Source organism: Paucihalobacter sp., assembly GCF_036825875.1.
In the GTDB taxonomy this organism is placed as follows: Bacteria; Bacteroidota; Bacteroidia; order Flavobacteriales; family Flavobacteriaceae; genus Paucihalobacter.
The window spans coordinates 20,127-35,005 of the sequence record NZ_DAISXK010000004.1 but is presented as its reverse complement, the minus strand read 5'-3'; the positions used below and the strand labels follow the sequence as shown (position 1 = coordinate 35,005).

The following is a 14,879-nucleotide window of genomic DNA, read 5'->3' as shown; positions in this document are numbered from 1 at the left end:
AAATAGTCAACAATTGGCAAAAAACAATTTGACAATCGAAATGGTTCATAATAAAAAGGTTGAAAAAGATGAAAGAAGTACAAACTTTAGAAAATAACATAGCTGTTTTAAATAAAACGGAACGCATCTCAGGTAGTGAGGCTATTATTAAATGCTTACTAGCTGAAGGTGTTGAGATTTTATATGGCTATCCGGGCGGAGCCATCATGCCTGTATATGATGAATTATACAAATATCAAGACAAGATTCAACATGTGCTCACACGTCACGAACAATGTGCTGCGCATGCTGCACAAGGTTATGCTAGAATTTCAGGAAAAGTTGGTGTTGCCATAGCGACTTCTGGTCCAGGTGCTACCAATCTTATTACAGGAATTGCAGATGCCCAAATAGATTCTACACCTTTGGTATGTATCACGGGGCAAGTCGGTTCGCACTTGTTGGGAAGCGATGCCTTTCAAGAAACAGATATTGTTGGTATTTCAACACCAGTTACCAAATGGAACCACCAAATCACCAAAGCTTCTGAAATTCCAGAAGTCCTAGCAAAGGCATTCTACATTGCTAAAAGTGGCAGACCAGGACCAGTATTGATAGATATAACTAAAGATGCACAGTTTGAACAATTCGATTTTCAATATAAAAAATGTACTTCAGTAAGAAGTTATAAACCTGTGCCTGATACGGATGAAAAGACTGTAAATGCTGCTGCAGATTTAATCAACAATGCTAAAAAACCTTTTATTATTTGGGGTCAAGGTATCATCTTAGGTCAAGCTGAAAATATTCTAAAATCGGTTATAGAAAAGACTGGAATTCCAGCTGCTTGGACAATTTTAGGGGCATCGGCCATTCCAACCGCACACCCTTTGAACGTTGGCATGGTTGGTATGCACGGTAATTACGCACCAAATGTGTTGACCAACGAATGTGATGTGCTCATTGCCATCGGAATGCGTTTTGACGATCGTGTCACAGGAAATCTTCAAACTTATGCCAAACAAGCTAAGATTATTCACTTTGAAATTGATCCGGCAGAAGTCGATAAAAATGTAAAAACCGATGTTGCTGTGTTAGGTGATGCCAAACAAAGCTTAACAAAATTGTTACCATTGCTTTCTGAGAATAGTCATCATGAATGGGTTCAAAAGTTTAAGGATTTATATAAAATAGAATACGAAGAAGTCATTAAAAACGATCTGCATCCAACCAAAGAAGGTTTGACTATGGGTGAAGTTTTAAAGGAAATCAATCAACAAACAAATGGAAATGCAGCCATCGTAAGCGATGTAGGTCAGCACCAAATGATTGCTTGTCGTTACGCGAATTTTAACATCACAAAAAGTAATATTACCTCTGGCGGCTTAGGAACTATGGGATTTGCGCTTCCTGCAGCCATAGGGGCAAAAATGGCAGCACCAGAACGCGATGTGGTTGCCATTATTGGCGATGGCGGTTACCAAATGACCATACAAGAATTAGGCACCATATTCCAGCAACGTGTACCGGTTAAAATTGTGGTTTTAAACAATGAATTTTTAGGAATGGTGCGCCAGTGGCAGCAGTTGTTTTTTGAAAGACGCTATGCTTCAACCGAAATGGTAAATCCAGATTTTGTAGCCATTGCAAAAGGCTATCAAATAGAAGCTCAAAAAGTAACAAAGCGCGAAGATTTAGCTACCGCAGTTAAGGAAATGATGCAATGTGATGGCCCTTACTTTTTAGAAGTTCTTGTTGAAAAGGAAGATAATGTATTCCCCATGATACCAACTGGAGCAAGTGTTTCAGATATACGATTAGGATAATATGAATGAACAAAAATTATATACAGTTACTATTTATTCCGAAAATAACATCGGTTTATTAAACCGAATTTCGGCCATTTTTCAACGCAGACATATCAACGTTGAAAGCATCAATATTTCAACCTCAGAGATAGAAAATGTGTCGAAGTGGACGATTATGGTATGGCTTACCGAAGAGCGCATGAAAAAAATAATCGGACAAATAGATAAGCAAGTAGAGGTCATCAAGGCGTTTTATCATCCCGAAGATGAAACTATTTATCAGGAATCTTGCTTGTTTAAAATTAAATCAGATTTGCTGTTTGAAGAGCGTCAAATTCAGAACATAATTAAAGAAAGTAGCGCAAGAATTGTAACAGTGAACCGTGATTTTTTTGTTATTGAAAAATCAGGAAGAAAGGATGAAATTGATTTACTGCATCGCGAATTAAGTGTATTTGGAATTATGCAATTTACACGTTCGGGTCGCATTGCAGTAACCAAAGACGAAATGAAAATATCAACAATGCTCAAAGCCTTGCAACATTAAAAACAAAACAAAATGGAAAATTATTTCAACACATTACCATTAAGAAAACAATTAGAACAATTAGGAAAATGCCGTTTTATGAAGGCCTCAGAATTTGAAGATGGCATCAATATATTAAAAGGAAAAAAAATAGTGATTATCGGTTGCGGTGCTCAAGGTTTAAATCAGGGCCTAAACATGAGAGATTCTGGTTTAGATATTTCTTATGCCTTAAGGCAAGTTGCGATTGATGAACAGCGAGATTCTTATAAAAACGCTTCGTCTAATGGATTTACCGTTGGAACGTATGAGGAATTGATTCCAACAGCTGATCTGGTGTTGAATTTAACACCCGATAAACAACATACAAATGTGGTGAAATCCGTAATGCCTTTGATGAAAAGAGGCGCAACCCTAAGCTATTCTCATGGCTTTAATATTGTGGAAGAAGGCACTAAAATTAGAGAAGATATCACTGTAATTATGGTAGCACCAAAATGTCCAGGAACCGAAGTACGTGAAGAGTACAAACGCGGTTTTGGAGTGCCAACTTTAATCGCAGTTCACCCAGAAAACGACCCAGAACAAAAAGGCTGGGCACAAGCAAAAGCCTATGCGGTTGCTACTGGTGGCCATAGAGCTGGTGTTCTGGAATCATCATTTATTGCTGAGGTTAAAAGCGATTTAATGGGCGAGCAAACCATATTATGCGGGCTTTTGCAAACTGGCGCTATTTTGTCGTTCGACAAGATGATTGAAGAAGGTATAGAACCCGGTTACGCTGCCAAATTAATTCAATTTGGTTGGGAAACCATCACCGAAGCATTAAAACATGGTGGCATTACAAACATGATGGACCGCTTATCGAATCCTGCAAAAATTAAGGCTTTTGAATTATCTGAAGAGCTAAAAACCATAATGCGTCCTTTATTTGAAAAACATATGGACGATATTATCTCAGGTCATTTCTCAAAAACCATGATGGAAGATTGGGCGAATGACGATAAAAATCTATTAAAATGGCGCGCCGAAACAGGTGAAACCGCTTTTGAAAAAACTGCCTTAACGAGTAATCATATTTCTGAACAGGAATATTTTGACCATGGGGTTTTATTGGTAGCCTTTGTTAAATCGGGCGTTGAACTCGCCTTCGAAACGATGGTAAGTGCTGGTATTATTGAAGATTCAGCATATTATGAGTCGCTGCACGAATTACCTTTAATTGCCAACACCATCGCGAGAAAAAAACTTTTTGAGATGAATAGAGTCATTTCAGACACAGCCGAATATGGTTGTTATTTATTCGACCATGCTTGTAAACCCTTGCTGGCTGATTTTATGAAAGAGGTGGATACCTCTGTAATTGGCAAGCCTTTTTCAACTTCAAATGCGGTAGACAATGTTGAAATTATTGCCGTAAATCAAGCCATCAGAAACCATCCTATTGAAACGGTAGGAAAGCGACTTCGAGCTGCCATGACTGCTATGAAAGTGATAAAGTCTGAAGCAAAAACCAAATCATCTGTACTCGCTTAATGGAAGTAAAAACTACATACTTTCCCACACTACTAGCGGTTGATGCTGCTGCTCGAAAATTAGACGGCATAGCTTCCGTTACACCGCTAATGAAAAACCTGAACTATTCAAATCTGTTTGAGAACAATATATTTTTTAAACGAGAAGATTTGCAGCAAGTGCGTTCTTATAAAATTAGAGGTGCTTATAATAAAATGTCGTCGCTTTCTAGTGCCGAAATTGATAACGGTATTGTTTGCGCCAGTGCTGGAAATCACGCACAAGGTGTGGCTTTGTCCTGTAAACTGCTGAAAATAAAAGGCACTATTTTTATGCCCGCGCCAACACCTAATCAAAAAATTGAACAGGTTAAAATGTTTGGTGAAGATTATATTGATGTTGTTTTAACGGGCGATAGCTTTGATGATGCTTATCACGCTTCAAAAATTCACGCTCAGAAGTTAAGCAAGACATTCATCCATCCGTTTAATGACGAAAAGGTAATAGAAGGTCAGGCAACAGTAGGATTAGAAATTATTGACCAAGCAAAACAACATCCCATTCATTATGTGTTTGTTCCAGTTGGTGGTGGTGGACTTTCAGCAGGACTTTCAACCGTTTTTAAGGAACTTTCTCCACTGACGAAAATTATAGGTGTAGAACCTAAAGGCGCACCTTCAATGCAAACATCCATTCAGAATAATAGAAATACTGAGTTGCGACATATAGACAACTTTGTAGATGGTGCAGCAGTAAAACGTGTAGGCGATTTGAATTTTGCTATTTGTAAACATAATCTACACGATATGCTTACAGTTGATGAAGGTAAAATTTGTCAAACCATTTTGGATCTTTACAATAAAGAAGCCATCGTTGCCGAACCAGCGGGTGTTTTGAGCATTGCTGCTTTAGAACAATACGCAGAAGAAATTAAAGGTAAAAATGTAGTGTGCGTAGTAAGCGGCAGTAATAACGATATTACTAGAACAGCTGAAATTAAAGAACGTGCCCTATTGTACGCCAATTTAAAACACTATTTTATTATAAAGTTTCCACAACGTGCTGGCGCTTTGCGAGAATTTGTGGTTGAAATTCTTGGTCCGAATGACGACATCACATATTTTCAATATACCAAGAAAACCAATCGTGAAAATGGTGCTGCCGTGGTAGGCTTGGAATTAAAGACTTCAGATGATTTACAACCGCTCATTACCAAAATGAAACTCCACAATTTTTACGGCGACTATCTTAACGATAAACCTGATTTGTTTCAGTTTCTTGTGTAAGTTAATTTATCATCCGAGCTATTTTATTTTAATTCTTTCTATCTTTAGTGAAAAGAAATTGCTAAAAAAATTCTATGAAAACTGTATTTAAAAACATTCCCGAAAAATTTCAAATTAAGTCATTAACCCATCAAAACAGCTATTTAGTCGCTGGTAAATTGGTGCCTTGGAAAGGAGAGCAAGTTGAGGTGTTCTCGTCTATTTCTTCCACAGAAAAATACCAACCTACATTATTAGGAAGTATTCCGTCGCTTACTGAAAAAGAAGCCATTGAGGCCTTAGAAGCAGCTTGCACGGCTTACGATAAAGGTCAAGGTGAGTGGCCAACAATGAAGGTTGTGGATAGAATTGCCTGCATGGAAAAGTTTGTAACACAAATGAAAACCAAAAGAGACGAAGTCGTTAAACTTTTGATGTGGGAAATTGGTAAAAATTTACCTGACTCTGAAAAGGAGTTCGACAGAACTGTAGAATACATTTATGACACCATTGAAGATTACAAACAATTAGATCGTGATTCGGCCAATTTCAAGAAACACGATGGTGTTTATGCGCACATCCGACGCGGACCATTGGGTGTTGTTTTGTGTTTAGGACCTTATAATTATCCTTTAAATGAAACTTTTGCTTTGTTAATTCCAGCAATCATCATGGGGAATACCGCTATCTTTAAACCAGCCAAACATGGTGTTTTACTGCTGTCGCCATTGTTAGAGGCTTTTAGAAGTAGCTTCCCAGCTGGCGTGGTTAATATTATTTACGGTCGCGGTCGGGTGGTGGCAACGCCCATCATGCAATCTGGTAGGATAGATGTGTTGGCACTAATAGGTAACAGTACATCGGCCAATGCCTTGCAAAACGAGCACCCAAGACAAAATAGACTGCGATTGGTTTTGGGATTAGAAGCGAAAAATCCGGCGATTGTATTAAAAGATGCCGATTTAGATTTGGCCATCGACGAGTGCATCGCAGGCACCACTTCTTTTAACGGACAACGCTGTACGGCTTTAAAAGTATTATACGTTCATGAAGATATTATTGAAGAATTCAACAAACGCTTTTCAGCCAAGGTAGATGCTCTTAAGTTCGGGAATCCTTGGGATGATGGTGCTAAATTAACACCGCTTCCTGAGCCAGGAAAACCAGCGTATATTCAAGAATTAATTGATGATGCCTTATCAAAAGGAGCCAAAATTATCAATGAAAAAGGTGGTGAAACCACCGAGAATTATATTTTTCCAGCGGTATTATATCCAGTTACTAAAGACATGCGCGTTTTTCAAGAAGAACAATTTGGACCTGTGATTCCAGTGCTTTCATTCTCAGATATTGATGAGCCTTTAGACGATATGGCAGCCTCTAATTATGGACAGCAAGTAAGTTTGTTCGGTAAGGATGTAAAAACCTTATCTCCTTTAATTGATACTTTGGTAAACTTAGTTTGTAGAGTAAATCTTAATAGCTCTTGCCAAAGAGGTCCAGATGTGTATCCATTTACTGGTAGAAAAGATTCAGCAGTTGGAACATTAAGTGTACATGATGCTTTGCGTTCCTTTTCAATTAGAACATTTGTGGCTTCAAAAGATAATAGCTATAACAATGAAATTTTGAAGGAGTTATTAGCGTCTAAAGGGTCTAATTTTGTCAGCACAGATTATATTCTTTAATTCATAATTGGTATATTGTAAGAGAAATTTTAGAAAAAATAAATTAACTTGAATAATTCTTAATAAAAAGGTTCAAAAATTATAATATGATAAAATTTACAACTTACTACCGTTGTTAAGTTGTAAATTTCAAATTAATTTTTAGTTTTACTCAGATTTTACGAGCAATTGAAAGCAATTTCCAATATATACAGTTTCACTACAATTGTTACTTTAAGTAGCAGTAGGAATTCATTGCGTCCTGTCTTAAGTCGTCGCCCTTAAGGGTGTACTTCTATTTTAGAACTAAGGTGCGTCCGGTTCTGCTTCAAGAAAAACTAAACCTTTTATTTAATAATTTAAACCAATTACAATGAAAATTGTTATTGCTGATAAATCGCATAGTATCTATGCCGACATTATTTGTCAAACTATAGCCGAAGCTGCAAAAGTTAGAGGCACAGGAATAGCCAAGCGCGAACCTGAATACATCATTACCAAAATGGAAAATGGCAATGCGGTTATTGCCTTAGACGGCGAAAAGTTTGCAGGCTTTTGTTATATTGAAAAATGGGGTCATGGCAAATTCGTAGCCAATTCTGGTTTAATTGTACACCCCGATTATAGAAATTTGGGTCTTGCAAAACAAATCAAGCAACTGGTTTTTGATCATTCCAGACAAAAATTTCCCGATGCCAAAATATTTAGTATCACAACAGGATTAGCGGTGATGAAAATGAATAGCGACTTGGGCTACAAACCCGTAACTTTTTCGGAGTTAACGACTGACCAATCTTTTTGGAATGGCTGCCAAACCTGTAAAAATTACGATGTATTACAACGTACTGAACAAAAAATGTGTCTGTGTACAGGTATGCTTTACAATCCGAGCGCTAAACAGGAATTAAAGTCTGAAAAACGTGAGTTTGATTCTAAAGTTTGGACCCGATTAAAAAATATCAAGCAATCTATTTTTTTAAAAAAAGATAAAAAATGAACAAACTAGTATTAGCTTATAGTGGTGGATTAGACACTTCGTACTGTGCGGTAAGTCTTTCAAAAGTTGGCTATGAAGTTCATGCAGTGAGCGTGAACACGGGAGGATTTTCTTCAGAAGAAATAAAAAACATTGAAAGCAAGGCTTATAAAATGGGTGTCAGTACCTATCAAAATATCAATGCCATTAATTCATATTATCAAAAAGTTATTAAGTATCTCATTTTTGGTAATGTTTTAAAAAATAATACCTATCCATTATCGGTCAGTGCTGAGCGCATCATTCAAGCCATTGAAATTGTTGAATACGCCAAAAGTATCAATGCTCAATACATCGCTCACGGCAGTACTGGTGCAGGAAACGACCAAGTGCGTTTCGATATGATTTTTCAAACCTTAGCGCCAAATATTGAAATTATCACACCAATCAGAGACCAAAAGCTCACAAGACAAGAAGAAATTGAGTATTTAAAAGCCAATAATGTGGATATGGCTTGGGATAAGGCAAAATACTCCATCAACAAGGGGCTTTGGGGTACCAGCGTTGGTGGCTCTGAAACCTTAACGTCCCAGAATCCGTTGCCTGATGCTGCTTATCCATCCCAGCTCCAAAAAGAAGGTGAGGAGAAAGTAATTTTAAGTTTTGAAAAAGGTGAATTAGTGGGCATAAACCATAATCAAAATGCACCAGAAAAAAACATTGAGCTGCTTAATGAAATGGCCTCAGCCTACGCAATTGGTAGAGATATTCACGTAGGCGATACGATTGTTGGTATTAAAGGTCGTGTTGGTTTTGAAGCTCCAGCGGCTTTGATAACAATAAAGGCGCACCATTTATTAGAAAAACACACCCTTACCAAATGGCAACTTCAGCATAAGGAGTATTTAGCCAGTTTCTACGGAATGCACCTTCATGAAGGTCAGTATTTAGACCCAGTAATGCGAAATATCGAGGCTTTTTTACAAAGTAGTCAGGAAACGGTTTCAGGTGATGTAACCATTACTTTAAAACCGTATCATTTTTCTTTAGATGGCATTGATTCTAAACACGATTTAATGAATGCCAAGTTTGGCAGCTATGGCGAAGAAAACAAAGGTTGGACTGCCGAGGAAGCCAAAGGTTTTATAAAAATAGTGGGTAATCAGAATAAAATTTACCAACAAGTAAACTCTAAATCATGATACAAGCAGGAATCATTGGTGGTGCAGGTTACACAGCAGGTGAATTGATTCGACTGTTGCTCAATCACCCTGAGGTAAATCTTAATTTTATTTATAGCACATCCAACGCAGGTAATAAAATAAGTGACATTCATCAAGATTTGGTAGGGGATTCAGCACTCAAATTTTCAAGTGTCGTTAACCCTGAGGTTGATGTCTTGTTTTTATGTTTAGGTCACGGAAATTCAAAAGCTTTTTTAGAAGCACACCAATTTTCAAGTCAGACAAAAATTATCGATTTAAGTAATGATTTCAGGTTGGAAAAGGACCAAAATTTTAAAAGAAAAAGATTTGTTTATGGTTTGCCAGAATTGCAAAAATCAGTAATAAAAAATGCCGATTACATTGCCAATCCAGGATGCTTTGCGACAGCAATTCAATTGGCATTGTTGCCTATAGCGGTAGCTCAATTATTAAAAGATGAGATTCATATAAATGCCGTGACAGGTGCAACAGGAGCCGGAACTGCGCTGTCTGAAACTACACATTTTACATGGAGAGATAATAATTATTCTTCGTATAAAGTATTTAACCATCAGCATCTGGATGAAATTCAGCAAACAGTCAATCAATTAAACAGTAATTTTTTTCCCGAAATCAGTTTTATTCCGAATAGAGGCAATTTTTCCAGAGGCATTTTTGCGTCGCTTTATACCAAGTATGAAGGTCCTGCCGAAAGTGCAACCACGCTATTTAAGGATTTCTATAAAGATGCCATATTTACCATTGTTTCCGACGAAGAAATTCATTTAAAACAGGTAGTGAATACCAACAAATGCTTACTGCATGTACAAAAATATAAAGATAAAATACTGATAACGAGCATTATTGATAATTTGCTTAAAGGTGCTTCTGGGCAAGCTATTCAAAATATGAACTTAATGTTTGGCTTTGAAGAAAGTACAGGATTAAAACTCAAGGCCAATTATTTTTAATTTGATGAATAAACTAACAAAATGAAACGCCCATGAAAAATATTGACACACAGGAGTATGATTATATTAGGGCGTTCCATCTGACCACTTAAAAACAGTAAATATTAACAGATGAAAATAGCCATTATAGGAACTGGAAATCTTGGGAAATCCATTGCTAAAGGTTTGATAACCAATAATGCGATTACCGCTTTGCATTTAACCAAACGGAATTTAAACGCCATACAAGAATTTGAAGGTTATAAAAATGTCACCCTTACTTCAAATAATATTGAAGCTGTAAAACATTCGGATATCTTGATTCTTGCCGTTCAACCTGCCCATTTAGAGACTATTTTAAAAGAAATTTCACCCTTTTTAAACGAAAATCATGTAATAATTTCTACGGTTACTGGTTTTGTGATTCAAAAAATTGAATCCATAATTGGGGTTGATCAGTTTATCATTCGTGCAATGCCCAATACGGCAATTGCGGTTGGGAAATCTATGACTTGTTTGTGTAGCAATACCAAAGGTGAAAAACGCATAAAAATTGCCCAAGCTATTTTTAACAGGTTGGGTCATTCCATGATAATTCCAGAAACACAAATGCAGGCAGCTACTGTTGTTTGTGCTAGTGGTATTGCGTTTTGGATGCGACTCATCCGAGCAACTACGCAAGCGGCTATTCAGTTGGGTTTTGATGCTAATGATGCCCAAGAATTGGCCATGCACACGTGTCAAGGGGCCGCGAGTTTACTGATTACCAATGGTAAACATCCGGAAGAAGAAATAGACGCCGTTACCACGCCAAAAGGTTGTACCATTGAAGGTCTAAACGAAATGGAGCACAAAGGTCTAAGTTCATCGCTTATTCAAGGCATGGTGGCGTCGTTTAATAAAATTAGCAATATAAAAAAGGAACAAATATGAGCTTATTTGATGTGTATCCGTTGTTTGATATTAAGCCTGTTCATGCAAAGGATGTATATGTTTACGATGAAAATGAAACAGCATATTTAGATTTGTACGGCGGACATGCGGTGATTTCCGTTGGGCATTCGCATCCAAAATATGTGGCGGCCATTAGCAATCAAGTTGCGAAACTCGGCTTTTATAGCAATGCCATTCAAAATCCTTTACAATCAGAATTGGCTGATCAACTCAGCAAGCTTTCAGCTTCCAAAAACTACCAGTTATTTTTATGTAGCTCTGGCGCTGAAGCAAATGAAAATGCTTTAAAACTTGCTTCATTTCACAACCAAAAACATAGAATTTTAGCCTTTCATAATTCGTTTCACGGTCGTACTTCTGCGGCAGTAGCTGCTACACACGACCCGAAAATTGTAGCGCCATTAAACGCACAACAGGCAGTCGATTTTGTAGAATTAGGCAACTTAGAGGCTGTTGAAATCATTCTTAAAAAGAATGAAACCTGTGCTGTGATTATCGAATGTATCCAAGGCGTTGGAGGTTTGGATCAGAGTAGTTCGGCTTTTTACAAAGGACTTGAAATGTTGTGTAAAGCACACAATACCATTTTTATTGCTGATGAGGTGCAGTCTGGTTTTGGAAGGACAGGCGATTTTTTCGCGTTTGAAAAACATGATTTAAAACCCGACATTATTTCAATTGCGAAAGGTATGGGCAATGGATTTCCTGTTGGTGGAATTTTAATTCATCCGAACATAAAAGCAAGTTATGGTTTGTTAGGAACAACCTTTGGTGGCAATCATTTGGCATGTGCAGCGGCACTTACAGTGTTAGAAGTTTTAAAAGAAGAAAACCTAATGCAAAATGCCATTGAAATGTCAAGTTACTTTATTGAAAAGGCACAAAAGGTTTCAAAATTGAAAGCCATCAAAGGTCGCGGATTGATGCTAGGTTTGGAGTTTGATTTTCCGGTGGCAATCTTAAGAAAAAACCTATTATACAATCAACACATATTTACCGGAAGCGCAAAAAATCCTAATTTAATTAGAATTTTACCACCCTTAACCATTCAAAAAAAACACATCGATATCTTTTTTGAAGGTTTAACTATAGAACTGAATAAGTTACAATAAACAACATAGCCGTATATCATTAAAAGTATGAATCACTATACCAAGATAAAAGACATTTCAAACCTAGCAGAAACCATTAAGGAAGCTATTTTATTAAAAATGAATCCTTTTGAATATTCAACTTTAGGAAAACACAAAACGCTGGTCATGTTATTTTTCAATGCCAGTTTACGCACACGATTAAGTACCGAAAAGGCTGCGAAAAATCTAGGTATGGAAGTCATGGTGTTAAATGTGAATGATGCTTGGCAATTAGAATTTGAAGATGGCGTGATCATGAATGCAAACACTTCCGAACATATTAAAGAGGCAGCACGTGTCATTTCGCAATATGCCGATATCATTGCGGTACGTGCGTTTCCGAGTTTAACAGATAAGCAAAAAGACGAATCAGAATTTGTCTTGAACAGTTTTCTGAAATACGCCACAGTGCCCATTATTAACATGGAAAGCGCCACGGCACATCCATTACAAGCTTTGGCCGATGCAATCACCATCACAGAATTAAGTAACAAGCCAAAACCGAAAGTTGTGTTGTCCTGGGCACCACATCCCAAAGCTTTGCCTCAGGCGGTAGCCAATTCTTTTGTAGAAATGATGCAATTTATGGAAGTTGATTTCTGTATCACACATCCAAAAGGCTATGAATTAAATCCAGAAATCACTAAAAACACCCCAATAAATTATAACCAAACCGATGCTTTAAAAGATGCCGATTTTGTTTATGTGAAAAACTGGAGCAATTATAATGACTACGGCAAAATTTTAAATCAAGATCCGAAATGGATGATGACGCAAACCAAATTAGGCGCATCAAAATTCATGCATTGTTTACCGGTAAGGCGTAATGTAGTGGTTGAAGATGCCGTTTTAGATGGTGATAATTCGGTGGTAATGTCACAAGCCAACAATAGAACCTATGCAGCACAAATTGTATTAAAGAAAATCTTAGAGCGTCAGTAATATGCAAGTATTGAAAATCGTAAAAATAGGTGGAAACATCATTGATGACGATCAAGCATTGTATAGTTTTTTAAAGCAATTTTCAAAACTTCAAGGTCCAAAACTATTGGTGCATGGTGGTGGAAAACTGGCAACCAACCTAGCTCAAAAAATGGGTGTTAAAGTGCAAATGATAGATGGAAGACGTGTTACAGACAGCGATACTTTAGATATAGCAGTTATGGTGTATGCCGGTAAAATCAATAAAACAATAGTAGCGCAACTTCAGGCAAATCAATGCAATGCTATCGGATTTTCAGGTGCGGATGGCAATACCATTATTTCTGAAAAAAGACCAATAGAACCTACAAATTTCGGTTTTGTGGGCGATATAGTAAAGGTGAATACGGCAGTTTTAGAATTGCTAATAAGTAACACTATAACGCCAGTGTTTTGTGCCATTACCCATAATGAAAAAGGACAATTATTAAACACGAATGCCGACACCATTGCTTCGGAACTGGCCATAGCTTTCGCTAAAATCTACCAAACCGAATTGTACTACTGTTTTGAGAAAAATGGAGTGTTAAAAGATATAAATGACAAACTTTCAGTTATAAAAAACATCAACGCTACGAACGTTCAGCAATTAATTCAGGATAAAGTTATCGCTGATGGCATGTTGCCAAAAATTAAAAATTGTATGCACGCCATTCAACAAAATGTAAACAAAGTCTGCATTGGTAAACCTGAAATGTTATTTCGCCCCGACGCAAATTTTACAAGTATTACAAAATGATAGAACGACTCACAACGCAAGCAATTGACTTGCTAAAGCAATTGATAGAAACACCGTCATTTTCATCGGAAGAGGAGCAAACCGCAATTCATATCGAAGCGTGGTTTCGGCTTCAGGATATTCCGTTTAAACGTCAGAAAAACAATGTTTGGGCCACTAATAAATTTTTCGATGAAGCCAAGCCAAGCTTGCTGTTAAACTCGCATCACGACACCGTAAAACCAAATAATGGCTATACCAAAGATCCATTTAAGGCCATTATTGAGGATGGTAAATTATTCGGATTAGGAAGTAATGACGCTGGTGGTTGCTTGGTATCGTTAATGGCCACCTTTGCGTATTTTTACTCTAGAAAAAACTTGAAATATAATCTGGTTTTAGTGGCTTCTGCTGAGGAAGAAAGTAGCGGACACAATGGTCTAAACAGTATGCTTGATATTGTACCAAAAATTGATGTGGCCATAATAGGTGAACCCACTTTAATGCAGTTAGCTGTGGCGGAAAAAGGCTTAGTGGTTTTTGATGCCAAGGTAAAAGGTACTCCAAGCCATGCGGCGCATCCAAATAACGATAATGCGATTTATAATACCGTAGCTGTATTACAATGGTTTCAAAATTATAAATTTGAACGAAAGTCACAAGTTTTGGGCGAAGTAAAAATGACAGTAACTCAAATAAATGCCGGTAAACAGCATAACGCCATACCAGCCGAAGTAGATTTGGTGATTGATGTGAGAGTAAATGACAAATACACGAATTCTGAAATTGAAGCTATTTTGAAAAAGAATGCGCCTTGCACAAGCATTCATGCGCGAAGTCTGAGATTAAATTCATCGTCAATACCGCTAAATCACGAATTGGTAAAAGCGGGCATCGCCATAGGCAGAACCACTTACGGTTCACCAACCTTATCCGATCAAGCAGTGCTCACTTGTCCGTCTTTAAAACTCGGTCCTGGTGATAGCACGCGGTCGCATACCGCAGATGAATTTATATATATTAATGAAATTGAAGAAGGCATTCAAATTTATATTGAATTGTTAGAAAAGGTGTTGTAAATAATTAACTAAAAAATGGGGGCTGAGATTTCTGCTTTCGTAGAAATGAATATGAAATGCCACTTAATAAAGTTTGATAATAGTGCAAGAGGAGCGTGGCATTGCATCTGATCAATTATAAAC

Annotated in this window: 13 protein-coding genes; all 13 read left to right on the top strand. The window is 37.2% G+C overall.

Annotation, left to right across the window (positions count from 1 at the left end; all coding sequences use genetic code 11):
- The first annotated feature begins 68 nt into the window (after window positions 1-68).
- The 13 genes from ilvB (at window position 69) to V7Z48_RS02070 (ending at window position 14,756) form a co-directional block, all read left to right on the top strand.
- Window positions 69-1,805, top strand: a complete 1,737-nt coding sequence (gene ilvB, locus V7Z48_RS02130) for a biosynthetic-type acetolactate synthase large subunit (protein ID WP_334111741.1) — start codon at window positions 69-71, stop codon at window positions 1,803-1,805.
- 1 nt (window position 1,806) lies between these two features.
- On the top strand, window positions 1,807-2,334 hold the full coding sequence (gene ilvN, locus V7Z48_RS02125) for an acetolactate synthase small subunit (protein WP_334111740.1): 528 nt from the start codon (window positions 1,807-1,809) through the stop codon (window positions 2,332-2,334).
- A 12-nt stretch (window positions 2,335-2,346) separates the two neighbouring features.
- Window positions 2,347-3,849, top strand: coding sequence for a ketol-acid reductoisomerase (gene ilvC / locus V7Z48_RS02120; RefSeq protein ID WP_334111739.1), 1,503 nt, complete (start codon window positions 2,347-2,349; stop codon window positions 3,847-3,849).
- Entirely contained in the window at window positions 3,849-5,114 is a 1,266-nt protein-coding gene (gene ilvA / locus V7Z48_RS02115; protein ID WP_334111738.1) for a threonine ammonia-lyase, read from the top strand. Before ilvC ends, ilvA begins: the two co-directional genes overlap by 1 nt.
- Before the next feature lie 74 nt (window positions 5,115-5,188).
- A complete protein-coding gene (locus V7Z48_RS02110; protein WP_334111737.1) occupies window positions 5,189-6,781 on the top strand; it encodes an NADP-dependent glyceraldehyde-3-phosphate dehydrogenase in 1,593 nt (530 codons plus the stop codon).
- A 352-nt stretch (window positions 6,782-7,133) separates the two neighbouring features.
- A complete protein-coding gene (locus tag V7Z48_RS02105) occupies window positions 7,134-7,757 on the top strand; it encodes a GNAT family N-acetyltransferase (RefSeq protein WP_334111736.1) in 624 nt (207 codons plus the stop codon).
- Window positions 7,754-8,938, top strand: a complete 1,185-nt coding sequence (locus V7Z48_RS02100) for an argininosuccinate synthase (RefSeq protein WP_334111735.1) — start codon at window positions 7,754-7,756, stop codon at window positions 8,936-8,938. Before V7Z48_RS02105 ends, V7Z48_RS02100 begins: the two co-directional genes overlap by 4 nt.
- Window positions 8,935-9,912 (top strand): N-acetyl-gamma-glutamyl-phosphate reductase, encoded by a 978-nt coding sequence (gene argC / locus V7Z48_RS02095; RefSeq protein WP_334111734.1) that lies wholly within the window; start codon window positions 8,935-8,937, stop codon window positions 9,910-9,912. The genes V7Z48_RS02100 and argC overlap by 4 nt, the downstream gene beginning before the upstream one ends.
- A gap of 111 nt (window positions 9,913-10,023) precedes the next feature.
- Window positions 10,024-10,824 (top strand): pyrroline-5-carboxylate reductase, encoded by an 801-nt coding sequence (proC, locus tag V7Z48_RS02090; RefSeq protein WP_334111733.1) that lies wholly within the window; start codon window positions 10,024-10,026, stop codon window positions 10,822-10,824.
- Complete coding sequence (locus V7Z48_RS02085) at window positions 10,821-11,957, top strand: aspartate aminotransferase family protein (RefSeq protein WP_334111732.1); 1,137 nt, start codon at window positions 10,821-10,823, stop codon at window positions 11,955-11,957. The genes proC and V7Z48_RS02085 overlap by 4 nt, the downstream gene beginning before the upstream one ends.
- Window positions 11,958-11,984: 27 nt before the next feature.
- Window positions 11,985-12,920: an acetylornithine carbamoyltransferase gene (locus tag V7Z48_RS02080; RefSeq protein ID WP_334111731.1), complete on the top strand. Its 936-nt coding sequence runs from the start codon at window positions 11,985-11,987 to the stop codon at window positions 12,918-12,920.
- A gap of 1 nt (window position 12,921) precedes the next feature.
- The gene (argB, locus tag V7Z48_RS02075) at window positions 12,922-13,698 is read left to right on the top strand and encodes an acetylglutamate kinase (protein ID WP_334111730.1); all 777 of its coding nucleotides are present in this window, start codon (window positions 12,922-12,924) and stop codon (window positions 13,696-13,698) included.
- Window positions 13,695-14,756 (top strand): M20 family metallo-hydrolase, encoded by a 1,062-nt coding sequence (locus V7Z48_RS02070; protein ID WP_334111729.1) that lies wholly within the window; start codon window positions 13,695-13,697, stop codon window positions 14,754-14,756. The genes argB and V7Z48_RS02070 overlap by 4 nt, the downstream gene beginning before the upstream one ends.
- Window positions 14,757-14,879 lie beyond the last annotated feature (123 nt).